Source organism: Chitinophaga sp. RAB17, from assembly GCF_052114225.1.
Taxonomy (GTDB): Bacteria; Bacteroidota; Bacteroidia; order Chitinophagales; family Chitinophagaceae; genus Chitinophaga.
This window is the reverse complement of the sequence record NZ_JBFREI010000004.1, coordinates 477,704-502,067: the sequence shown is the minus strand read 5'-3', so window position 1 is coordinate 502,067 and position 24,364 is coordinate 477,704. Positions and strand designations below refer to the sequence as shown.

The window sequence follows — 24,364 nt, the reverse complement described above, 5'->3', positions numbered from 1 at the left end:
TTAAAAATTTACATCCAGTCCTACCAAAAATGTTTTGAATACTGGTGGTCTTTGATCGTAATCCCCTGTTACCGGTACTTCCGGATCCATTGTGAGACGCTTATCTTTTACGTACGTCCATAAATTATTACCGCGTACATATACTTTCACTTCGTTGATACTGGCTTTCTTCAGCCAGGTTTGTGGCAGGCTGTAGGCCAGCATCACATCTCTGAGGCGGATAAAGCTGCCATCGTAGAGGAAGCGGGAAGACACCTGGTTACTAAGCCCCGACTGTGTGCCACCAAATACTACTTTTGGAACGGAGGTGATATCTCCGGGATGTTGCCAGCGATTTTCGTAAGTAAGACGAGACATTTTTGAGCCGCCGCCAAATCCGCCGCTACCATCTGATTCTGTGAAGGGGCCCCAGTTATCGAACACTTTATTACCCCAGTTATAGAAGAACTGGAAGCTCAGTTCAAAACCTTTGTAGCTGAAATAGTTGGTGATACCACCATAAAATTTGGGTAAGGCACTCCCCTGATAAAATCGTTGTGCTTCGCCATAAGACTTAGTGGTGCTGGTTTTAGAAGCATCCTTATACCAGAGCGCTTCTCCGGTTTGCAGATCAGCTCCTGCAAATCCAACCAGGTAAAACTGGTAAAAATCTCTGCCTACTTCTCTTCTGTAGTTAAGATAGGTAATCTGATTATCCAGCCTGGTAATTGTATTTTTCAGCGTAGAGAAATTAGCATCTGTACGCCATGAAAATTCATGTTCATTTTTAGCGATGATATTGCGGGAAGAAAGTGCTATCTCCATACCGCTGTTTTTCATCTCTCCGTTATTCCTGAAAACGGTGGTAATGCCATTAGAAGAAGATACCGGTACATTCAACAGTAACCGTGAGGTAGTTCTGTTATAGTATTCAATGGTACCTGATAAGCGATTCTTCAACACCGCGAAATCGAGTCCTAAGTTGAATGGCCTGTTCTGTTCCCAGGTAAGGAAAGAATTGGGGTATTGCGTGAGCACGTACCCCGGTTTCCCATTATAATCATTACCGGGACTATACAGTGATAAAGATGCATAGTTGTCAATAGCCTGGTTTCCGTTGCTGCCGTAGCTGGCTCTTATCTTTAATTCGTTGATGCCTGAAATATTCTGCAAAAAGGGCTCCCTGTAAATATTCCAGGCAGTTCCCAATGACCAGAATGCGGCGCTTCTCTTTTGACTGCCAAACCGGGAAGAGGCGTCTCTTCTGATAGAGGCTGTGAAATAATATTTTTGTTTGTAATCGTAGCTGTTGTTCAGGAACACGCCTGTTAAAGAATTGGCATTAGACACGGAAGTTACTTTTTCCGGTTTTGATGCATCCGCCAGTGATTCCATTCCCGGAAGCAGGTTAGATGCCTCGGAAGCGTTGCCGGTGTTGGTGGTTTTTTGTGCCTCATAACCAATGAAAGTACTGATGCCGTGGTAACCCCAGCGTCTGCTGAAGCGCAGGATATTAGTAGATACCCAGTTGTTCCATAAACTATTATTTACCGATACCCAGCCATTGGTATTTCTGCCGTCTGCAAAGCCCGGTGCAAAAAATAAATTGCTGCGGGCATAGTTCAGGTCAAGGCTGATCTTTGTTTCAAACGAAAGGAAATCTGTAAATGAATATTTAGCGGCGGCGCCTCCCAGCAAGCCATATGTGCTGCCTGTCCGGGAGTTCCCATTCATTACAGCTACCGGGTTAAAGCTATTATTATAACTAAAATCATAGCTGCCATCATTGTTGTAAACCTTCAGCCAGGGCTGTATCCGGACTAATGAACGTACTGGGTTTCCCATGAGTCCCATATCCGCTACTGCATTTGCACGCTGGTAGGATAAAGACAGGTTTACATCAAACGATAAACGGTTGGTGACCTGGTTACTCAGATTCAGCTTACCTGTCATACGTTTATAGTCCACTCCTTTCAGGGCTGATTTAGAATCATATAACCCTCCGGAGACGTAAAATTTTGTTTTATTACTTCCGCCTGCGGCAGATAGATTCGCCTGTGTATAGCTTCCATGGCGGGTCAGCACATCCATCCAGTTGGTATTTACAGTAGTATCCACGCCACGTGCGCGGATTTCCTGCTGGAAGCCTGCTTCTCCGGTCCCATCTGCCTTGTTGATCCAACCTTCCCGCAACAGCTCCATCATCTCTTTTGTATTGAGCGGATAGTTGGCCTGCGGAATAGTGAGTTGGTTGCTACCTCTTTGTATGGAGGCGCTGATCTTTGTTCTGCCCTGGCTACCAGTTTTGGTGGTAATTAAAATTACCCCGTTGGCAGCGCGGGAGCCATAAATCGAAGCAGATGCGGCATCTTTTAAAATAGAGATGGAGGCGATATCTGCGCTGTTGATTCCTGCCAGGGAATTAACATTGTAATCTGTAAGATTGTCCGTTACTACGGGTACGCCGTCTACTACGTAGAGCGGCGAGCTACCTGCTGTAATGGAACCTATACCACGAATATGAATACTCGGTACGGAACCGGGTTGACCGGAACCGTTGGTAGATTGTAAGCCGGTTACATTGCCTTGTAAGCTTTCCTGGAAGCTGCTACGGGGTGCTTTATCATACAATGAAGCATTTACCATAGTAGCTGATCCTGTCAAAGAACTTCTTGTTTGCACACTATAAGCGACTACCACCACTTCATTCAATCCTTTGGAATCGTCTTTCAGCACAATGTTGAAGTGGGTATTGTTACTTACCTGCACTTTTTGTTCTTCATAACCTATGAATGAACAAATCAATGTAGAGAAAGAAGGTACTTCCATATGGAATAGACCATTCTCATCTGTAGTGGTGCCTTTGTTAAGGCCCGCAATACGCAAACTCACACCTGGCAGCGGATGTCCGAAAACATCTGTTACCGTTCCGTTGATATTGATCCCTGTGATCACTTTGTCTTCCGGCGCTATGGCGACCAGGTTAGCAGAAAGCTGCTTAAAAGTGAGACCGGTATTCTTCAATATCTTTCGTAAAATATCTTCTGTCAAAGCATTACTTACATCGATAGAGACCTTGCTGTTAGCCGGGATCAAATCATTGCGGTACACAAAACGGTAACCGCTTTTCTTTTCAATCAGCTTTAGCAGCTTGGTCAATGGCAATGATTCAGCTTTGATAGAGATGCGACGGTCCTGTTGACCGAAGGCATCTCCTGCTATTTGCAAACAGGTAATAAGAATAATAAAGGACACCAGTTTCATTATCAGTACAACTTTTCCCAATGTTTTTAGACGCAAAAGGATTGCATAATGTATGAATTTTTTCCATACATTTAGGTTGTAAAAGGTCATAAAACTACGACAGGACTACATTGCCAAGTGAAGCTAACTGCCGTTTGATCTCAACAAAGGGGGTAAATGTTTGCAGCATTTGCCCTTTTTTTATATGAGAGGTATCGATTTTTAGTTTTTTTTCAACCCCTTATTGGGTAATAAATACTTCATTACTCACTATCCGGCAATGAAATGTTGTTGTAACCTTCAGCGCTTCCAGTACTTCCGGAAACGACTCATCTTTAAATGTGCCGGTAAAATGGTAGTTCTTTAACCTGTCACCGAGATGTATTTTAATTCCATACCAGCGTTCCATTTTAAGGGCAATATCTTCGAACTTATCGTTATCAAATATGAGGAAATTATCACGCCAGGCAGTTTCCACCACCATGCTATCGGGTTGATTACTGCGGATCGTTTCTACTTTATAACCTGCTACCAGGTTGGGTTTGGATAACTTGTTTCCATTGCTGTGCTGCAGAATAATTTTTTGATTCGGCAGCAATTTCACGTTCCGTTCCAGCCCATCATTCAGGGTTACTTCCACCGCACCTGTGATAAGGGTAGCTTCCGTTGTCTGATCCTGCGTATAGGCTTTGACGTTAAAAGAAGTGCCCAATACTTTTATGCCCATTTTAGTGGTATGGATATAAAATGGTTTTCCGGCATTCTTTGCAACATCAAAAAAGGCTTCTCCTTCCAGCGTCACTTCCCGGTCGTCCAGGTTGTTCATATCAGGATTATAGGTTAAACGGCTGCCTCCATTGAGCCATACTTCTGTCCCATCCGGTAGTTGCGCCTTAGAGCGGGAACCATCCCGGGTAAAAATAGCGGCCATCGCCTTCTTGTCGCCTTTCAGCGGGGCTTTGTTTGCCAGCAGGTAAACGCAATAGCTTCCCAGTAACAGTACCAGTACCGATAATAGAGATACGACTTTACGGATATTTCTGCCTTCTCTTTTCACAGGCAGTTCTGCCGATGGAAGCGTCATCTCCATTTTATGAAGATGCCTTTCCAGGGCATTGTCTATTTTATGATCCCATTCTTCACTATTGGCTGGTTGCGGCCAGCTGCTTAAAACGGAAAGTTTATATCTCAGGTCCGGATCCTTCCGCAACAGCTCTTCCAGCTCACGCAGCTCTCCCATCGTGGCTTCGCCCGATACCTTTCTTCCCATCAAAAGCCATATTCTTTCCTGTTCCATGTGTATGATACAAAAGCATGATTATATAGAAGGACAAGTAAATTTTGAAAATCTACTACTCCATCTAAAAAAAAATTAAAATTATTTTGTTTTGATAAAGGAGAGGTTAATGACTTCGCTGATCTTTTTGAGGGCCTGGGCCATGTGTACATCAATGGTATTCACAGAGATATCGAGGATTTGGGCTACCTCTTTATACTTCAGACCATCTTCCCGGATGAGCTTAAAGATCATTTTCCTTTTTGGAGGGAGGGCATTCACAGCCGCTTCTATTCTTTTAACCATTTCACCCGAAATGAAAATCTGTTCCGGAGTAGCGTAGCTTACGCTGAAATCCACGGCCAGTTCGTCCAGACTGAAATGTTGGGTACGCGCGGCTTTATTGAGATAGTTGAGGGCAATATTTTTAGTGGAAACATAGAGGTATACCCGGAGGTTCTCTACCTGAAGTAACCGCTCCCTGTGATTCCAGACGTTCATAAATACGTCTGATGCGATTTCTTCTGCAGACTCCCAGGATTTGATAATGGAATAGGCAAACTGACTCAATGGCTTGTAAAACAACCTGAACAACGCTTTGTAAGCCTGCTCATCCCCTAAGGATGCCACCCGTTCCACCAGTAGCTGTATATTAGCTTCTTCCCTCAATGATTTCGTTTTTGGTTGAAAGTTGATCCCTAAAGATAATACGGATTAATATTAAATTAATATTGTTTTACATCTTTTTTTGTGTAATATATCGTCTGGCTAATATAGCGGACTCTACTGCGTTAAGATGGCAGTCATTTCTCCACCCTATTTTTTAAACATAAAGTAAACCGCTCCTATCAGGAAGAAAAAAGACACCAGGTAGTTCCAGCGGAGGGGTTCTTTCAGAAAGGTGACGGCAAAAATGCTGAAAACGGTGAGGGTAATGACTTCCTGTATCGTTTTCAGCTGGAAGCCGCTGAATCCTTCCTGGGCGCCATAGCGGTTGGCCGGAACCATGAAGCAGTATTCAAAAAAAGCAATGCCCCAGCTGATGAGGATCACCTTCCAGAGGGCTACGTCCTGGTGTTTGAGATGGCCATACCAGGCAAAAGTCATAAAAGTATTGGAAATGGTGAGAAGGATGATGGTGCGCATGAATCGATTTTTATCAGCATCTAATATATAGGCGTCTGGGCAAGATCCCAAAAATCATTTTCAAATTTTATGATAGGACAAAAAAAAGAGGGACCGTATCGGGTCCCCCTGGATCAAACAAAATGGGTTTCCACATTGAATGATGTTGTGTTGTTGGTTGCTATTTCAATTTTAATTCAGACTATTGCTCCAGTTTAATTTCGCCCAGATCTGTAGCCTTTCCGTCTTCTACTTTTACATCTTTAATCACGGCATTTTTATATGGGCTTTTACCGAGAATGGTAATAGTATAAGCACCGGCTTTTGCAGCAGGGATGGTAAATGCACCCTGGGAGATAGCACCTTTCAGCTTATCTGCACCATTTACGGCTTCTACTTCAGCAGCACCGTCAGCGGGTGTAATTTTACCGGTGATAGAACCACCTTCTACGGCAACACTTTTCAGTGAATCGAGACCCTGTAAAGAATCTACACGCTGTAAAGAATCAAATCTCATTAATGAGTCTGTACCTTTTAAGGAGTCAAGACTTTGTAAAGAATCTACACTTTGCAAAGAATCGAGTCCATAAACTTTCATGGAGTCCAGGCGAACAAGAGAGTCTACGCCTGCGATTGAATCCACCATTGCGGCGGTGCTGTCAACAGACTTTACTGCGGCTACGTCTGCACTTTTAAAAGCGGACATTCCTACTACCATTGTTGCTAATGCGAGCATTCCTACAATTGATTTTTTCATGGCATTCAATTTTTTGTATGGTTAATATTTAATGATGACTTTTATCCGGCCCTGATAGATGTGCATGGTTTTTGATATATGCCCTCATCGTTGGCTGCCGTATAATAACAATACATCCAGATATTCACTTACCATTAGTCAAAGAAATGTTAAAGTGAAAAAAAGAATACGGGGCGGTAAACAGGTAAGCGTTCGTAATTAGTAATTTTAAAAATTATCTTCGCACTACGGAAACAAATACAAAAGATCAAAAGCATGTTGCAATTGAGTAATGACGAAATAGTAAAAGGCATCCGGAGCAGAAATAAAGATGTATTTGAAGCTGTTTATAAACAGTTCGCCCCTTCTATGTATAATATTGCCGTGAGGTATGTGAAGAATGAAGATGATGCTAACGATATGGTACAGGATGTTTTCCTCAATTTGTGGAAAGGTGCGGAAAATCTGGATGAAAGAGCCCCTATTAATCATTACCTGGCGAGAGCTACGGTGAACACCTGTTTAAACCGTATAAAAAAAGAACAACGCCAGGAAGTGTACACCAAAGAACAAATGCTCCATGCCAACCAGGCGGCAAATAATCACTCCCTGCTGGAACATAAAGAACTGGAAGCACAATATCGCACCGCACTTGAGAAATTACCGGATCAATGTCGCCGCGTTTTTGAAATGAGCCGTCTTAAAGGATTGTCACCGGCCGAAATCGCAGAACAATTAAACATCTCTATTAATACGGTATACGCCCATCTTACCACAGCTTTAAAACGATTACGGGTGGATCTGATTAATAAATCATGATCCCAGCCAAAATTTTTTTTTGTACCGCTTAATGGTATAACGTTCCCTGGTTGTATTACTAATAAGTAGCCATGAATAATCAAACTGACATAGATATAGTAGTCCGTTACCTGGAGGATCCGGAAAATGAGCAGTCCAAAAAACTGCTCAACGAATGGATTCAACAGGATGCTGGTAACCTGGATATTTTCCTGGATATGAAAGCGATGTGGCATGGTGATCCGCTCCCTGCTCCCTCCACTTTCGATACACATGGAAAATGGCAGGAGCTCAATGCCACACTGGACAAGGTGCCGGTACCGACTACATCTCCGGCTATCACCAACACCCGTGTCATTAAAATGAACCGCCGATACTGGTGGGCAGCCGCTGCTGTACTGGTCATTGCCGGCACATGGACCTGGCTCGGACCCGGCGGTTATAAAACATATGCTACCACACAGCAACAGGATAGCCTGCGCCTGCCGGACGGTTCTATGATGTACCTGAACGCACATACACAGATACGCTATGCGCGCGGATTTGGAAAAGAAAACAGACTGATTAAAATAGATAAGGGAGAAGCGTTCTTTGATGTGACAAAGAATGATGCCCTCCCCTTCATTGTAAATGCCCCTGAAGTAGAAGTACAGGTATTGGGTACCGCCTTTAACGTGAAAGCCGCCAACAGTGGCGTAAAAGTATTCGTGCAGTCCGGAAAAGTAAGTGCTGCCTACAAAGGCACAGAGAAAAAAGTTATTCTCACCCCTGGTGTAGAAGCCTCTCTGAAGCATAATGGCAATACAATTGACACCCGCATACACAAAAAGAATAATAACATCCTGGCGTGGAAAACCCGGACCCTGACCTTCGATGATACCCCGCTGAATGAAGTTGCGGCGTCATTGGAAGATTTTTATAATGTGCAGATAAAGATCAGCAATCAGCAACTGGCTGATAAAAAACTGCTGGCTACCTTCCCTAATATGTCGCTGGATGAGGTACTGGACATTATGAGAAAAACCCTCCAAATTAATATTACGCATAAAAACGACCTGGTAGACATCTACTAATACGCGCCTGACCTCTTGCTTATGCAGCATTTATTGCTACAGGCGCGTTGCTCCAATACCAGGTTTGGGTGCGTGCCTGATTTTATTTTCGTTGTTATCCTGGTATTGGCCAATGCTGTAGCTATGGCTCAAAATCCTGTTGCCCAACCCAAAAGAATTTCCCTGCAGTTTAGCAATGCCAGTCTCAAAACGGTGATCCGGGAAATAGAAAAACAAACCAAATATACTTTTGCTATATCCTCAGAAGAGCTGGAAACCCGCCACGGCGTTAGCTTACATGTGCACAATGCCACCTTGCAGGAAGTACTACCCAGTATCTTCCCTTCTACCAAATATAAAGTGGAAATAAAAGACGGGCAGATCATCGTCATCCCGCTTAATACTACCGCATTAGACATCACGCCACCAAATAATAGAAATCCCGACAGTAACAAATGGACTATTACGGGCACTGTCAGCGATGGTATGCAACCACTGAGCGGAGTATCTATCCGGGAGAAAGGCAGCACCAATGGCACAGCCACCACAGAGAATGGTACCTTTAAACTGGATGTCGTCAATGGCCAGGCCGCGTTGCAAGTATCCCTGATCGGCTTTGAAACAAAAGAAATTTATGTCCGTGAACGCAGAAATATTTCCGTCCTCCTGCAACCCGATCTTCGAAAACTCAATGAGTTGGTCGTATTGGGATACGGCTTACAAAAACGGGCCAATATCACCGGCTCCATTGCACAGGTAGATGGTGTACGCCTCAGAAGCAGACCCGTAGCCAACGTAATGGCTGCTTTACAAGGTACCGCCACTGGCCTGGTAGTGACCCGCAGCAACGGACAACCCGGACGTGAAGGATTCAATATCCAGGTAAGAGGTGTCAGCTCCGCTTCCGGCAATACGCCTATTATAGTAGACGGTGTACCTGGCTCCCTGGCGGTATTAAATCCGGATGACATTGAATCAGTGTCTATCCTGAAAGATGCTTCCGCTGCCTCCATATATGGCGCGCGCGGCGCTGGTGGCGTAGTGCTGGTGACCACCCGTACCGGCAAACCCGGTAAACTCAAAGTTGATTTCAATACCCTCGCCGGATTTGAAACACCTATTCGTTTACCTAACCGCTTGCCATCCTGGAAAGCCGCCACCATGCAAAACGAAGCCGCTGTAAACGCCGGCGAGTCCGCCCCCTGGGATCCCGCTGAAATTGCACTGATGCAGTCCGGCAACCATTATGCAATAGATTACCAGCATCCGGATAACTATAAATACTACTATAATTTTGATCCGATACCTGTGCTCACAAAAAGTAAAACGGCCGTGCAGAATTATAATGTGTCGGTTAAAGGAGGTGATAGCTCCAACCAGTTTGCCGCATCTGTAGGGTATTTCGGCAGACAAGGACTTTTCGCTGTTGGCCCCGACAGAACCCACCGCGTGAATGCACGCGCAAGCATGAATAATCGTTTCAATAAACACTTCAGTCTGGAAACACGTTTGTCTTATGCACAAACAAATACCTTTTCTCCCTCGCAGGCGGTAGAAGGTCCCAAAGGCTTACTGGCCGGGCTTTACCGTGGACCGGGTAATGTACCGGTATACGTACCCAATACTAATCATTATGCCTACGGCGCAGCACCTACCTACCCCGTACTGGAAGATGGTGGCGAGCGGGACGAAAAGAATAATTACGCCGATGCCGTATTTACCCTGCGGGCCGATAGTTTGGCCAAAGGCCTTACCCTTCGGGTTATTTATAGCCCGCAGCAACATACACTGCAGGATAATCTGGGAAGAAATACGATTGCTTTATGGAATCGTGTAGACACAGCTTTCCTGGTACAACCCAATAACCTGCTTCAGAAAAGCAGGCTGGTAGCCAAAGGAGGTAACCTGCAGGTGTTGGCCGACTATGATGTTAAAAAAGAAAAACACAATATTCATCTGTTGGGAGGCTATACACAGGAGACCTATAAAACAACACAGCATACGGATGCTTCGTACAATGTGGCACCAGCCGATATCAACAATAATAATTTTACTAACGCGCCCGAATATACGCAGTTATTAGCCGCCACCGGTTCTCTGCAATCTTTCTTCGGTAAGCTGAATTACAATTACGATAACCGTTACCTGCTCGAAGCAAACCTGATAGGTGCCCGTTTAACGCAATACAGTACCTCCTTTCAGGGTGGTAAACAATGGCAGGCATTCCCTTCTTTTTCTGCGGGATGGCGCTTAAATAATGAAACCTGGTTTAACCGTGCGTTTCCCTTTTTTAACGAGTTTAAACTGAGATGGTCCTGGGGCAGGTTGGGTAATGTGAACAGCTGGAACAGCATTCCTAATGACGAGCGGTTACAGACCTTTACTTTTAATGACTCCTGGCGTATGCTTCCATTCGTTTATAAGAATCCGGTTATACAGGCACATGGCTGGGAAAATATCTCTACAAATAACTACGGATGGGATGCCACACTTTTCCGTGGCCGGTTAACATTGGCAGCAGATTATTTTGTTAAACGAAACAGGGATATGCAAATCCCGGTGCTGACTGCCTCTACACAAGGTGCGTGGCCAATAGCCTTCCACCGGGGAGAAATGAAAACCTGGGGCTGGGAAATTAATGCAGGCTGGAGAGATGATCGTGGCCCCTTTACCTGGTATATCAATGCCAATTTGTTTAACAGCCAGAATAAAGTATTGCGTAATGACAACGTTGTCCCTCAGGCAGGCTGGAACCAGGGTATAGCAGGTTATCCTTACTCCTCACTGTTTGGTTACCAGTCCGATGGTTATTTCCAGACAGCCGGCGAAGTGCAGCAGCATGCCTACCAGAGTGCGCAAACGGGTCCCGGTGACCTCCGTTATAAAGATATCAACGGCGATAACAAAATAGATAACGCCGACCTGGTATATCTGGGAAGTACGGATCCTCAGTTTTCCTATGGTATAGATGCCGGGTTTGCCTGGAAAGGATTTGATTTTTCTGTTTTCTTCCAGGGGGTGTCTAACCGCAAAGTAATGCCGGATCCCCGTTATAATATACCGTTTACCGGTACATCGCAGCAACCCTGGGATATTAACCAGGACTATTGGACGCCGGAACATCCTAATGCCCTCTTTCCACGCTTATACCTCAACGATCAGCACAATACGGTGCCATCTTCTCACTGGGTAATGAATGGGGCTTATATCAGGCTTAAAAACCTGCAATTGGGCTATACTATACCGAAAGAGTGGCTACAGAAAATCCGCGTGAGCAGTTTGCGTATTTATTTCTCAGGGCAGGACTTATGGGAAACGACGAGGATGAAAATAAAATATTATGATCCGGAACAGGCTGGCGGATATAACGGGAATGTATATCCGTTTTTTCGTTCCTATACGATTGGACTGGGGGTAAGTTTTTAAGCGGATATTGTCTTTGTCCAGGATTATACTGATTACACTGATTTCTATTTTGATTTATAAAAATAAAAGATGAGGGGAAATATAAGCAGATAATCGCTTATGTCTCCCCTCATCTTTTATAATCAAAAAATAGAAATCAGTGTAATCAGTATAATCCTGGACAAAGACAAAATACTATTCGGTCTTCTTACCTGCCAGTAAATACAACGCCGCCATACGAATCGCCACGCCGTTTTCTACCTGGTCCAGAATGATGGACTGACCAGAGTCTGCCACATCAGAATTTATTTCCACGCCACGGTTAATAGGTCCGGGGTGCATAATGACAATCTCTTTATTCAGGCTATCCAGCAGCTGCCGGTTTACACCGTAAGCGAGAGAGTATTCCCGGAGGGAAGAGAATAAAGGCGTGTTTTGTCTTTCCAGCTGAATACGCAGTACGTTGGCTACATCACACCACTGCAACGCTTCACGAATATTGTAGCTCACGTTTACACCAAGTGCTGCAGCCATGTATTTGGGGATCAGCGTAGGCGGACCTACCACGGTTACTTCTGCACCCAGTTTCTTGAGGCAGTAGATGTTGGAGAGGGCTACCCTGGAGTGCATGATATCGCCACAGATGGCTACCTTTTTGCCTTCTACACTACCCAGTCTTTCGCGGATAGAGAAAGCATCCAGCAATGCCTGCGTGGGATGTTCATTAATACCATCGCCCGCATTGAGGATTGGCACATTGATGTGCTTGGCCAGGAAATGCGGTGCACCGCTGGCAGAGTGTCGCATCACCACCATATCCACTTTCATGGACAGGATGTTATTGACGGTGTCTATCAGCGTTTCGCCTTTGGATACAGAAGATCCGGAGGCAGAGAAATTAACGGTATCTGCACCCAGACGCTTTTCCGCTAACTCAAAAGAGATGCGTGTGCGGGTAGAATTCTCAAAAAATAAATTAACAATTGTTGTATCGCGTAGCGTAGGAACCTTTTTAATAGGCCTTTGTAAAACCTCCTTAAACTGGTCGGCTGTTTGAAAAATAAGCTCTATATCCTGGCGCTGCAGATCGCGAATTCCGAGTAAGTGTTTTACAGAAAGTGACATTAATGTGCAAATATAAAGGGTGAAATCTGAATTCTGAAATCCGGATTCATTTTAGTCAATTAGAATTACTTCGTCATTACCATCTCTTTCGTTCCATAATACCCTTACTTTCTGGGAAATGAGGGCATCAATGGTACGTCCGGTATAGTCGGGCTGAATGGGCAGCTGTCTGCTGAAACGTCTGTCGATCAACGTAAGCAGCTCCACAGAGGCCGGCCGGCCGAAATCCAGCATTGCATCCAGGGCAGAACGGATCGTGCGACCTGTGTACAACACATCATCTATCAACACCACCTTTTTATTTTCTACAGAAAAATCAATACTCGTTTCACTGGGTACATGCAACGTTTTGCTTTGATTAAAGTCGTCCCGGTAAAAGGTAATATCCAGTTTACCGTAGTCGATATGCGCACCTGGTACCAATTTCAACAAGGTCTGATGAATTCTGCCGGCTAAATAAATTCCCCTCGGCTGCAGTCCAATCAGCACGGTTTGTTCAAACTGTAAATGATTTTCTATCAACTGGTGACAAAGCCTGTCTATCGTGATAGCCATCTGCTTGCCGTTTAGTATGGTTTTCAAAACACAACGTTTTAGGCGCCAAAAATAATGATTAAATGCAACAGATAAAAAGCTGAATATGAGAAAAGCCTGATAAACAATGGAATATTTCCTTTTTGATAATATTTTTATATTATATATTAATTTAAGATAACAGATAGTGTAAGAAAAGAAGCTGCCGGACTCCCCTTCTCTTCGTACTTTAGCAGTATCAATATTCAGATATGAAACTTATTAAGTCAATTATAGCTATGGCCGCTTTCTTCCAGCTCTGGGGCACCGATTCCCAGGCGCAAATTAAAACAGGAGATAAAATACCCGCTTTCTCCTTACAGGATCAGAATGGAAAAACTTTTGATATCAATACCGTGCTGGGTAAACAGCCCCTGGTCATTTATTTTTATCCAAAAGATGAAACCAGCGTATGTACCAAAGAAGCCTGTTCGTTCCGTGATTCCTTCCAGGATTTTCAGAAATACGGTGCTATGGTAATAGGTATCAGTTCTGATGACGTAGCCTCTCATAAAAGCTTTGCCACGCATCATAACCTTCCTTTCACCCTGTTGAGCGATACTAAAAATGAAGTACGCAAATTATTTGGTGTGCCTAAAACTTTTGTGATTCCGGGTCGTGTTACTTATATCGTAGATAAGAAAGGCGTGGTGGTACATGAGTTTAATTCAATGCGCGATGGAGAAAAACATGTAACGGAGTCACTGGCTGCCTTGCAGAAAATGCAATAGTGTCTGGCTATCCGGGAAGTTGAGATACTATAATCGTCTTAAATCTTTAAACGTGCTGATCTCTTCTTTCAGCGCAAATAGCTGGATGCCCCATATCAATCCGCGCACCAGTGCAAAAGCTACCAGGGCAAGGGAAAAGGATACCTGCATAAAGCTGCCTTCTTCGCGGTTGGTAAGGGTAATTACGCGGATCAGCATGATGAAAGCAACTACGAGAAAGATACCTGCTTTAACACCGGTGGTACGCATTTGCTTGCTGAAATATTCATCAAATCCTTTGGCAGCAGCAATGCTGGCTTCCGGATTTGGGGTACCATCAGCAAGGAGCCGTTGTTCCAGATCCGCTACCCGGCGTTGTTTATGATGTTCAGTGAAGTATGTTTTAATGATATCTGCCTGCATAGTTTCCGTGATTGTCAATTGAGGCTGCAAGGTACAAAAAAGGCGATGGATATAGATCCACCGCCTTGATATAAATCATGAACATTTACTAAGCTTCTTTCAGGAACGGATACCGGTAATCGGTAGCTGGTACAAAAGTTTCTTTGATGCTTCTTGCACTCAACCAACGGTAGAGGTTCAGCATAGAACCTGCCTTATCGTTGGTACCGGATGCACGGGCACCGCCAAATGGCTGCTGTCCTACAACGGCGCCGGTTGGCTTGTCATTGATGTAGAAGTTACCTGCACTGTTCACCAGTTTGCGGGTAGCCAGTTCCACTGCATAACGATCCTGTGCAATGATAGCACCGGTTAATGCGTATTCGGAAGTGGTATCTACTATCTGCATAATCTCTTCGAATTTATCTGCTTCGTATACATGTATAGTCAGCACTGGTCCGAAGATTTCCTCACACATGGTTACATACTTAGGATCGGTGGTTTCAATAACAGTAGGTTCAATGAAGTAACCTTCTGATTTATTGTAGTTACCGCCTGCAATGATTTTCGCTGCAGGATCTTGTTTCGCATTATCGATGTACTTCGCAATTTTATCGAAAGAACGTTCATCGATCACTGCATTGATAAAGTTGCTGAAATCCTCTGTAGTCCCCATTTTCATGGTTTTCAGTTCAGCTACCAATTTTGATTTTATATCGTCAGCAAGATTGTTTGGTATGTATGCACGGGAGGCAGCAGAACATTTCTGGCCCTGGTATTCGAATGCGCCGCGGGCTAAAGCGGTAACGGCAATATCAACATCGGCTGATTTGTGAATGAGCACGAAATCTTTACCACCTGTTTCACCCACTATGCGCGGATAAGTTTTGTATTTATGGATGTTTTCACCGATGGTCTTCCACATGGTCTGGAATACACCTGTAGAACCGGTGAAGTGGATACCTGCGAAATGAGGATCTGCAAAACAGATTTCGCCGATAAGCGGACCGCCGGCATATACCAGGTTGATAACGCCATCAGGTAAACCTGCTTCGATCATTACCTTCATGAATACCTGTGCAGCAAATACCTGGGTATTGGCGGGTTTCCATACCACCACATTACCGCACATGGCAGCAGAGGCAGGGAGGTTACCGGCAATAGCGGTAAAGTTAAACGGCGTTACGGCCAGTACGAAACCTTCCAGTGGACGGTATTCTACCCTGTTATGGATACCAGGCGCGCATACCGGCTGTTGACGGTAAATTTCACTCAGGAAGTGTACATTATAACGAAGGAAGTCGATCAGTTCGCAAGCACTGTCTATTTCAGCCTGGTAAGCATTTTTGCTTTGTCCAAGCATGGTAGCAGCATTGATGTGGTAGCGGTATTTGGTGGCGAGGAGTTCTGCGGCGCGCAGGAAGATGCCGGCACGTTGTTCCCAATCCATATTAGCCCATTTTTCACGTGCTTCCAAAGCTGCTGCAATGGCGGATTTCACGTGAGAGGCATCACCCACATGGAATTGACCTAATTTGTGTTTGGTTTCATGCGGGGGACGCAGGTCTACGGTATTACCTGTACGTACTTCTTTACCGCCGATGTACATTGGTATATCAGCTACTTCTCCCTTAAATGCGGCTAATTGTTTCTTTAGTGCAATTCTCTCAGCGGAACCGGGCGCATAAGACAACACGGGCTCATTAGCCGGCGCTGCGTACTCAAAGTATCCTGTATTCATTGTAACCTGATTTTAATATTCGTTTATTTGGTTATTTGTCTGCTGAATCAAACATCCAGATAACAAACAACCAAATAAACAAATGATTACGTGTTTTGTTTCCGCTGCAAAATTAATGGTTACAACGCCTACGCGCTTATTAATTATTAGTAGATACTTATTAATTATTGTCCTCTTCCTTCTGCATCATCAGATATGCTTTGACAAATCCGTTCAGTTCGCCGTCCATAACAGGACCTACGTTACCTACTTCAAAATCGGTACGGTGATCTTTGATCATTTTATACGGATGGAATACGTATGACCTGATCTGTGAGCCCCATTCGATTTTGCGTTTGTTGGCGTTGGCTGCATTTTTCAGCTCTTCTCTTTTACGGATCTCTTCTTCATACAGGCGTGACTTTAACATGGTGAGTGCCTTTTCGCGGTTCTCTCCCTGTGTACGTGCCTGCTGACATTCGATGATGATACCTGAAGGAACGTGCTTCAAACGTACGGCTGTTTCTACCTTGTTTACGTTCTGTCCTCCCTTACCACCTGAACGGTAAAATTCCCATTCCAGGTCTGCGGGGTTGACAGCAATCTCGATAGTATTGTCTACTAACGGATACACATATACGGAGGCAAAAGACGTGTGCCGGCGGGCATTGGAGTCAAATGGTGAAATACGTACCAGACGATGCACACCGCTTTCTGCTTTCAGATGACCGTAAGCAAAGTCACCATCAAATTCCAGTGTAGCGGATTTAATCCCGGCACCATCACCATACTGCGTATCAATTTCTGATACTTTCCAACCTTGTTTTTCACCATACATGCGGTACATACGCAGCAGCATTTCAGCCCAATCCTGGCTTTCTGTGCCGCCTGCACCAGAGTTAATGGTTAATACTGCAGGCATTTCATCTTCCGGCTGGTTCAAAGTAGATTTAAATTCCAGATCGTCCAATGCCGCTACAGCAGCACCATAGGCCTGTTCTACTTCTTCCTCGGAAGCTTCTCCTTCTTTGAAAAAATCATTCAATACGGCACTATCATCGATAGCAGCGTTTACATGATCGTAAAGGTCAACCCAATATTTGTTTACCTTAATTTCCTTCAGAATCGAAGTGGCTCTGACGTTGTCATCCCAGAATCCGGGCGCCAGGCTTAGTTGTTTGTCGTTTTCTATTTTAGCTAATCGGTCAGGTACGTTAAAGAAAACCTCCCAGGACATATAAACGGTCCCTCATAGCTTTAAGTTGCTCAGCTGTCATAGCTGGCAAATGTATGTAAAAATACAGATATCTGCTAATGTCACGGAACTTTGTTTTATTGTCCATTTTAGCATAATATTTGCGTGACAACATGGTAACCATGTCGCTAATATTATAAAAAGTACCCATCTATTATGGTAAGCCATGAAACCCTCCACTTCAAAAATAAATCCATATTCAACACGCTCGGGTATATTATAATGATAGCTGCAAACGTACTGGCAGTGGCACTTCCCATTAACGGCAAAACTACTGCACAGATATCGGAGGAATATCCCAACCTTTTTGTACCAGCTGGTTTTACGTTTTTTATATGGGGCATTATCTATCTTTCACTACTTGCATTTATTATATATCAACTATGGCTGGCATTCTCTGATAAACATCCCGAAGCACTCTCGCGACTGATGCAAAAAATGAAAGACTGGTTTCTCATTTCATCAGTAGCCAATGCCTGCTGGCTATTTGCGTGGCACTATCACCTGATACCTGTAAGTATGGTTATTATGCTGATGCTGCTGATCTCTCTGGTGATTATACAGCTGAACTTCAGTATTGGCACCGCCCCCGCTACCCTGCCCGAAAAAGTATTCATTCATTTTCCTTTCAGTCTTTACCTCGGATGGATTGCTATTGCCACTATCGCCAACCTAACCACACTGCTGGTGTATGCCGGCTGGGAAGGCAACCTCCACAGCCAGATTATATGGACGATTATCATGATAGGCGCAGGCACACTCGCCAGTATGGCCATGATACTGCTACGCAACAATATCGTTTACGCGCTTGTTAGTGTATGGGCATTTTATGGCATCCTGGTAAAAAGAAAAGCGGCAGACGTGCTGGATGAGAATTATATTATCCATGCCTGTATCATTGCCATTGGAATTATTGCGATAACAATTTCCTGGCAATTCTATAGGAAACAGAAATCCTGATACTAAAAGATTATTTTTGATGCGCATTTAATATATACAATACTATGTTTCCATCTACCAATCCAACTACCACTAAATCGTGGGATGCTTTAAAGAAGCACGCCGAAGAAATGAAAAAGGTGCATATGCGCGCCTTGTTTATGGAAAATAAAGAACGCTTCGGTGAGTTCTCTCTACAGTTTGAAGACATCCTTTTTGATTATTCCAAGAATATCATCACTGAAGATACCCGCACCCTGTTGTTAAGCCTTGCCGCTGAATGCGGCGTAGCTGATGCAATCAAAGCTATGTTTGGTGCAGAGAAAATCAATGTAACAGAAAATCGTGCAGTACTGCATACCGCATTGCGTAACACTTCGGATAAACCCGTTTTACTGGATGGCCGCGATGTAATGCCGGATGTAAAAGCAGTACTGAACAAAATGGATCACATCTGCCGCCAGATACATTCAGGTGAATGGAAAGGATATACGGGTAAGCCTATACGTTATATTGTAAACATCGGTATCGGTGGCTCCGACCTCGGCCCGGTGATGGTAACAGAGGCACTGAAGCCTTACTGGAAACCGAATATTCAGACCTACTTTGTTTCCAACGTAGATGGCACCCACATCGCTGAAACGCTGAAGAAAATAACACCGGATGAAACACTGTTTCTGATAGCCTCCAAAACCTTTACCACACAGGAAACCATGACTAACGCACATACTGCGCGCAGCTGGTTCCTGGACCATGCAAAAGACGAAAAGTTTGTAGCCAAACATTTTGCGGCATTATCTACCAACGAAAAAGCGGTAACTGCTTTCGGTATCGACCCTACCAACATGTTTGAGTTCTGGGATTGGGTAGGTGGCCGTTACTCCCTCTGGTCCGCTATTGGCTTGTCTATAGCGCTGACTATTGGCTTCGAAAACTTCACCGAATTACTGGATGGTGCACATGCGGCAGATAATCACTTCTCCCGTACACCACTGGAACAGAATATTCCCGCTATCATGGCGCTGATAGGTATCTGGTATGGTAACTTCTTTGGCAGTGCTACCGAAGCAATCCTTCCTTATGACCAGTACATGCACCGCTTTGCTGCATATTTCCAACAGGGAAATATGGAAAGCAATGGTAAATCAGCAGATCGTTTAGGCAAGCCCGTTAGTTATGAAACCGGCCCTATCGTATGGGGTGAACCAGGTACCAACGGACAACATGCCTTCTACCAACTCATTCACCAGGGTACACGCCTGATCCCCTGCGACTTTATCGCACCGGCTATCAGCCATAACCCTATCGGTGATCATCATGTTAAACTGTTGTCCAACTTCTTTGCGCAAACAGAAGCACTGATGAATGGCCAAACCGAAGCGGAAGTACGTGCTAAACTGGAAAAGGATAATGTACTGGCAGATGAAATTGCTAAGATATTACCTTCTAAAATATTCAGCGGCAACCGCCCTACCAACTCATTCCTGCTAAAGAAAATCACTCCCCGCTCACTGGGTTCACTGATAGCCCTATACGAGCATAAGATCTTCGTGCAGGGTGTCATCTGGAATATCTATAGCTTTGATCAATGGGGTGTGGAACTGGGTAAACAATTGGCCAGTAAAATACTGCCGGAGCTGGAGAATAATGACATAGTGTTAAATCATGATGCCAGTACCAATGGTTTGATCAACGCCTGGAAAGGGATGCGGACCAAAGCATAGTACTTTGTAACATATGTAAAGAGAAAAGGGGAAAGCGAAAGCCTTCCCCTTTTCTCTTTATCCCAAAGAAAAACCCCCGGAGAAATCCGGGGGTTGCCTATTATTTTTAAGTAAAAAATTTAAGTAAAAAATCTTACCATTTGTCTACCTCGTCTGAGCTATGTGAAGCCGGGGCGGCTACTGACGCCTCAACAGGAACAACTTCTTCTTCCACAGCTGCTGAAGCGCGTACTTCAGATCCATCTGCTTCTGTTTCGTCCTGTTCTTCCTGCACATAATCATGGTTGTAGGCATCAAAGTCGAAATCGGGCATCAACTCAGTCTTAACATAGTTGATGGTTTCGGTTAGTGCGTTCAGGAACTTGTTAAAGTCTTCCTTGTACAGGAATACTTTATGCCTGTCATAACCGTTGTCATTAAAACGTTTCTTACTTTCTGTTATAGTAAGAAAATAGTCGTTTCCCCGAGTGGTCTTTACATCAAAGAAGTACGTTCTTCTTTTGCCCGCTTTCAATCGTTTAGAAAAGATGCTATCATTGTTTCTTTCCTGTTGATTGTTGTTTTCGTACGCCACAGTTGATAGATTTAAGTGTTAACGAATCAAATCCTGTTACAATAAGAGACAAATATACTATTGTTTTACAAATATCAAAATATTTTTAAATGATTTTGAAAAATCATAAAAGCCGCGTGTAACCGGCCTCCGTAGGGGATATACAAGAACATGATTGTTATTCAGTTATGCTTTCGTCTTCTCCGGATTGCTGGCGCGCGTATAACTCTGCGTAATATCCATTCAATGATAATAAATCATTATGCGTACCTTCTTCTACGATCTTTCCTTCATCCAGCACAATGATTTTATCGAATTCAAATAACGCAAAGATGCGGTGGGTAATGATGATAGCGGTTTTATTTTTCAGATAGGCGTACAGGTTGCCTATGATCTCTTTTTCGGTACGCGCATCTACAGCAGACAGGCAATCGTCAAAGATAAGAATATGCGGATCCTTGATGAGGGCGCGGGCGATGGAAATACGCTGCTTCTGTCCGCCGCTGAGTGTTACCCCCCGCTCTCCTATTTCCGTATCAAACCCTTCATTGAAACCGAGAATATCTTTTTCTACAGATGCCTGCCTGGCGGCCGTTTGTACGGTCTGCAAATTGGCGGAAGGATCTCCGAACCGAATGTTATTGGCAATGCTGTCGGAAAACAGGAACACGTCCTGTGGTACATAACTGATCTGACCACGCAGATTAGACAGCTCCAGGTAACGTACATCGTGCTCATCTACCATTACCTTTCCTTCCTGCGGATCGTACATACGGATGAGCAATTGGGCCAGCGTACTCTTGCCTGCACCTGTTCGTCCAATAATCGCCACTTTCTGTCCGGGGGCAATGTGCAGATTGAAATTGCGGATGGCGGTAATACCGGTATGCGGATACGTAAAGGTTACATTTTCCAATCGTACCCCTCCCTGCAGTTTCGCAGCTTTGGCATTGGGAGCATCCTTAATAACCGGCTCCATCTGTAAAAATTCGTTTATACGTTGCTGTGAGGCAGCCGCACGTTGTATCATGGATGCTACCATTCCGATGGAAAAGAAGGGAAACATCAGCATATTCACGTAAATCACAAACTCCGCCAGGTTGCCCACGGTGATGTTGCCATGAATCACCTGGATACCACCAATGAAAATGGTGAGTATAACGCTTAATCCGATCATTAAGGCCATGGTAGGCTGAAACAGGGCATCTGTCTTCGCCAGACTGATAGAGCTGTCTTTATACGCTTCGCTGGCTTCCTCAAAATGTTTAGCACTGGCGTCTTCCTGTATGTAGGATTTTATCACCCGGATACCGCTGTATGATTCCTGCGCAATGGAAGTGATATTAGACAACTGTGATTGTATCCTTTCGCTTTTCCGGTGAATGATCCGGTTAACGTAGTAAATAGTCAATGCCAGCAAAGGCAGCGGTGACAAAGTATATAGTGTCAGTAAAGGATTTACTTCCAGCATCAGGTACACAATGATCACAATGAGGAACAAGGTACGGGAAGCATACATAATAGCCGGTCCTACGTACATGCGTACGCGTGATACATCTTCCGTGATACGGCTCATCAGGTCACCCGTACGATGCATTTTGAAAAAATTCAGGTCCAGCTTCTGATAATGCTGATATACTTCATTCTTCAGGTCGTACTCTATATGGCGACTCATCACGATCAGTGTTTGTCTTTGCAGAAAAAGAAAGAATCCACTAAGTAATGCAAAGATCAGAATGCTGACGCCATAAAATGCCAGCACATGGGTAAAATCCGCCCGGAATGCGCCTTTCAGCGGTGTATCACTCAACAGTCTGTATTCGTCAATATTGTGAGAGAGCAGATCAAAAATCTGTCTGACCATAATAGGTTGAAAAACGCTGAAGACAATGGATATCGCAGTAAACAACAATCCCAGGATCAGTCGCCATTTATTGGAGAGAAAATATTTATTAAGTGCCGCAAGGTGTTTCAATGGTGAATGCTTTAGGAACAAAATTAAGGTATAAGTAGCAGAAAGCGGAAGGCAGAAAGTAAAAAGCTATTGTAGCGAAGATAGAAGCGATTATTTACAAATACGCTTAAGTCTTCTCTACAATAGCTTTTTACTTTCTGCCTTAAGCTTTCGCTTATTTCGCTGCGAAGGAATTCAGTATTCCATCGAGTTGCGGCGCATATTTTTCGAGTTCATCGGCAAGGGTAGTCAGTGTAATGGCATAGGCAATATTATTCTTTACCAGTATCGTCACGACTATATTCAGTTTTGTTCCCGTTTCCTTGTGAACGTACTGGCATTTCATCCATTTCGCTTTCACATCGGTCACGGTGCGTTCTCCATCGTCGAGCTTCTTGTAGTTGTCGAAGTAGTTTTGCATTTCCTGTTGGGTGGTAGCCATGTATTTATCCAGCGTAGACCCACTTTTCAGCTCCTGGGTAATGATATTTACGTTGGCCTGAAATGCGTTGCCTGGCTGCAATGGTGCCATCATAAAGGTATATTCCACCCGGCTGATCACCGTATCCTTCTTGGTCCAGCCTTCAGGTGTTTGCACGGTGAAGGTACCGTTGCCGGCATTCATGCCCGGTGCTTTTCCGGCGTGTTCCAGTATTTCAGCGGAGCTTAATTCTTTGGGAGATTTGGAGCTATTGTTACAGGCGGTAATGCTTAACAAACAAACTGCCGCGGAGAGTAATTGTATTTTCATCGTGCACATAAGGGATAAAATCGCTCCGGCATTCACGCAACACCGGAGCGACTAAAATGATTATAAACTTTTCAGTGCAGCTATTATTCTGGATTCTGCATCCGCAGCCGCCACTTCTTCTTTCACAAATTTCTGACCGGTAATATTTTCGAACAGCTCAATGTAACGCTCACTTACGCTGCTTACAAATTCATCTGTCATTTCCGGCACCTGTTGTCCGTCTTTACCCTGGAAACCATTTGCCATCAGCCACTCGCGAACAAACTCTTTGCTGAGCTGTTTCTGCTGTGTACCATTTTTCTGGTTTTCTTCGTATCCTTCCGCATAGAAATAACGGGAAGAATCCGGTGTATGAATTTCATCAATCACATAGATGGTATCACCGATTTTACCAAACTCGTATTTGGTATCTACCAGGATCAGTCCACGTGCTTTGGCCATTTCCTTACCTCTTTCAAACAGTGCGAGGGTGTACTTTTCCAGTTGCTCGTAGTCTTCTTTGCTTACCAGTCCCTGCGCAATGATTTCTTCACGGGAAATATCTTCGTCATGTCCTTCGTGCGCTTTGGTAGTTGGGGTAATGATGGGTGTTGGGAAGAAGTCGTTTTCCTTCAGGCCTTCCGGCATTGTAACACCGCACAGTACACGTTCGCCGGATTTGTAAGTTCTCCAGGCATGGCCGGTAAGGTTTCCACGTACCACCATTTCCACCGGGAAAGTTTCACATTTCAGTCCGATCGTTACATTTGGCAGTGGTGATGATTTTACCCAGTTAGGAACGATGTCCTTAGTAGCTTCCAGCATAATGGCGGCTACCTGGTTCAACACCTGACCTTTGAATGGAATCGGGCGGGGCAATACTACGTCAAATGCAGAGATACGATCACTTACTACCATTACCATCAGCCTGTCTTCAATGGTGTAAACATCGCGTACTTTTCCTTTGTAAAAGGCAGTTTGACCTGGCAATTTGAAACTTGACTCTAACATGAATAAAAAAATATTAATAATTAAAGATGAAAATCACGGTTACGAGTTGCAAAA

General features: G+C 44.2%; 20 protein-coding genes. 6 read left to right on the top strand and 14 right to left on the bottom strand.

The window, feature by feature from the left end:
* The 5 genes from AB4Z08_RS17355 to AB4Z08_RS17335 all read right to left on the bottom strand — a co-directional run bounded on the left by AB4Z08_RS17355 (position 1) and on the right by AB4Z08_RS17335 (position 6,380).
* A complete protein-coding gene (locus AB4Z08_RS17355) occupies positions 1 to 3,243 on the bottom strand; it encodes a SusC/RagA family TonB-linked outer membrane protein (RefSeq protein ID WP_441575025.1) in 3,243 nt (1,080 codons plus the stop codon).
* Positions 3,244 to 3,463: 220 nt separating this feature from the next.
* Positions 3,464 to 4,492 (bottom strand): FecR family protein, encoded by a 1,029-nt coding sequence (locus AB4Z08_RS17350; RefSeq protein ID WP_441575024.1) that lies wholly within the window; start codon positions 4,490 to 4,492, stop codon positions 3,464 to 3,466.
* A 108-nt stretch (positions 4,493 to 4,600) separates the two neighbouring features.
* Positions 4,601 to 5,167 (bottom strand): RNA polymerase sigma factor, encoded by a 567-nt coding sequence (locus AB4Z08_RS17345; RefSeq protein WP_331967645.1) that lies wholly within the window; start codon positions 5,165 to 5,167, stop codon positions 4,601 to 4,603.
* A gap of 147 nt (positions 5,168 to 5,314) precedes the next feature.
* A complete protein-coding gene (locus tag AB4Z08_RS17340) occupies positions 5,315 to 5,644 on the bottom strand; it encodes a DMT family protein (RefSeq protein ID WP_106531455.1) in 330 nt (109 codons plus the stop codon).
* 181 nt (positions 5,645 to 5,825) lie between these two features.
* Positions 5,826 to 6,380 (bottom strand): carboxypeptidase-like regulatory domain-containing protein, encoded by a 555-nt coding sequence (locus AB4Z08_RS17335; RefSeq protein WP_441575023.1) that lies wholly within the window; start codon positions 6,378 to 6,380, stop codon positions 5,826 to 5,828.
* 255 nt (positions 6,381 to 6,635) lie between these two features.
* Here AB4Z08_RS17335 and AB4Z08_RS17330 point away from each other — a divergent pair, with 255 nt between their 5' ends.
* From AB4Z08_RS17330 to AB4Z08_RS17320, 3 genes are all read left to right on the top strand, one after another.
* Entirely contained in the window at positions 6,636 to 7,178 is a 543-nt protein-coding gene (locus AB4Z08_RS17330; protein ID WP_441575022.1) for an RNA polymerase sigma-70 factor, read from the top strand.
* 71 nt (positions 7,179 to 7,249) lie between these two features.
* Complete coding sequence (locus AB4Z08_RS17325) at positions 7,250 to 8,230, top strand: FecR family protein (protein ID WP_441575021.1); 981 nt, start codon at positions 7,250 to 7,252, stop codon at positions 8,228 to 8,230.
* Between the two features lie 21 nt (positions 8,231 to 8,251).
* A complete protein-coding gene (locus tag AB4Z08_RS17320) occupies positions 8,252 to 11,635 on the top strand; it encodes a SusC/RagA family TonB-linked outer membrane protein (RefSeq protein ID WP_441575020.1) in 3,384 nt (1,127 codons plus the stop codon).
* A gap of 174 nt (positions 11,636 to 11,809) precedes the next feature.
* Here AB4Z08_RS17320 and AB4Z08_RS17315 read toward each other — a convergent pair whose 3' ends face one another.
* Entirely contained in the window at positions 11,810 to 12,739 is a 930-nt protein-coding gene (locus tag AB4Z08_RS17315) for an aspartate carbamoyltransferase catalytic subunit (protein WP_133809654.1), read from the bottom strand.
* 51 nt (positions 12,740 to 12,790) lie between these two features.
* Complete coding sequence (gene pyrR, locus AB4Z08_RS17310; protein ID WP_441575019.1) at positions 12,791 to 13,321, bottom strand: bifunctional pyr operon transcriptional regulator/uracil phosphoribosyltransferase PyrR; 531 nt, start codon at positions 13,319 to 13,321, stop codon at positions 12,791 to 12,793.
* A 203-nt stretch (positions 13,322 to 13,524) separates the two neighbouring features.
* On the opposite strand from pyrR, the gene AB4Z08_RS17305 reads away from it, so the two are divergent.
* Positions 13,525 to 14,043, top strand: coding sequence for a peroxiredoxin (locus AB4Z08_RS17305; RefSeq protein WP_441575018.1), 519 nt, complete (start codon positions 13,525 to 13,527; stop codon positions 14,041 to 14,043).
* A gap of 27 nt (positions 14,044 to 14,070) precedes the next feature.
* On the opposite strand, the gene AB4Z08_RS17300 is transcribed toward AB4Z08_RS17305, so the two are convergent.
* The 3 genes from AB4Z08_RS17300 to prfB form a co-directional block, all read right to left on the bottom strand.
* Entirely contained in the window at positions 14,071 to 14,445 is a 375-nt protein-coding gene (locus tag AB4Z08_RS17300) for a hypothetical protein (RefSeq protein ID WP_441575017.1), read from the bottom strand.
* Positions 14,446 to 14,533: 88 nt separating this feature from the next.
* On the bottom strand, positions 14,534 to 16,165 hold the full coding sequence (gene pruA, locus AB4Z08_RS17295; RefSeq protein WP_441575016.1) for an L-glutamate gamma-semialdehyde dehydrogenase: 1,632 nt from the start codon (positions 16,163 to 16,165) through the stop codon (positions 14,534 to 14,536).
* Positions 16,166 to 16,325: 160 nt separating this feature from the next.
* A protein-coding gene (prfB, locus tag AB4Z08_RS17290) for a peptide chain release factor 2 (RefSeq protein ID WP_441575015.1) occupies positions 16,326 to 17,421 on the bottom strand; the annotation gives its coding sequence in 2 pieces (ribosomal slippage) (positions 16,326 to 17,360 and positions 17,362 to 17,421; 1,095 coding nt in all).
* 134 nt (positions 17,422 to 17,555) lie between these two features.
* Between prfB and AB4Z08_RS17285 the strand changes: the two genes are divergently transcribed.
* Positions 17,556 to 18,359 (top strand): hypothetical protein, encoded by an 804-nt coding sequence (locus tag AB4Z08_RS17285; RefSeq protein ID WP_441575014.1) that lies wholly within the window; start codon positions 17,556 to 17,558, stop codon positions 18,357 to 18,359.
* 44 nt (positions 18,360 to 18,403) lie between these two features.
* Positions 18,404 to 20,062 carry a glucose-6-phosphate isomerase gene (gene pgi / locus AB4Z08_RS17280; RefSeq protein ID WP_441575013.1) on the top strand — a complete coding sequence of 553 codons (1,659 nt, stop codon included), beginning with the start codon at positions 18,404 to 18,406 and terminating at the stop codon, positions 20,060 to 20,062.
* Positions 20,063 to 20,195: 133 nt separating this feature from the next.
* Here pgi and AB4Z08_RS17275 read toward each other — a convergent pair whose 3' ends face one another.
* The 4 genes from AB4Z08_RS17275 to AB4Z08_RS17260 form a co-directional block, all read right to left on the bottom strand.
* Positions 20,196 to 20,636, bottom strand: coding sequence for a DUF3276 family protein (locus tag AB4Z08_RS17275; RefSeq protein WP_133809646.1), 441 nt, complete (start codon positions 20,634 to 20,636; stop codon positions 20,196 to 20,198).
* A gap of 157 nt (positions 20,637 to 20,793) precedes the next feature.
* On the bottom strand, positions 20,794 to 22,590 hold the full coding sequence (locus AB4Z08_RS17270) for an ABC transporter ATP-binding protein (RefSeq protein ID WP_441575012.1): 1,797 nt from the start codon (positions 22,588 to 22,590) through the stop codon (positions 20,794 to 20,796).
* Between the two features lie 154 nt (positions 22,591 to 22,744).
* Complete coding sequence (locus AB4Z08_RS17265) at positions 22,745 to 23,320, bottom strand: DcrB-related protein (RefSeq protein ID WP_441575011.1); 576 nt, start codon at positions 23,318 to 23,320, stop codon at positions 22,745 to 22,747.
* Between the two features lie 60 nt (positions 23,321 to 23,380).
* Positions 23,381 to 24,310: a phosphoribosylaminoimidazolesuccinocarboxamide synthase gene (locus AB4Z08_RS17260; RefSeq protein ID WP_441575010.1), complete on the bottom strand. Its 930-nt coding sequence runs from the start codon at positions 24,308 to 24,310 to the stop codon at positions 23,381 to 23,383.
* Positions 24,311 to 24,364: the final 54 nt, after the last annotated feature.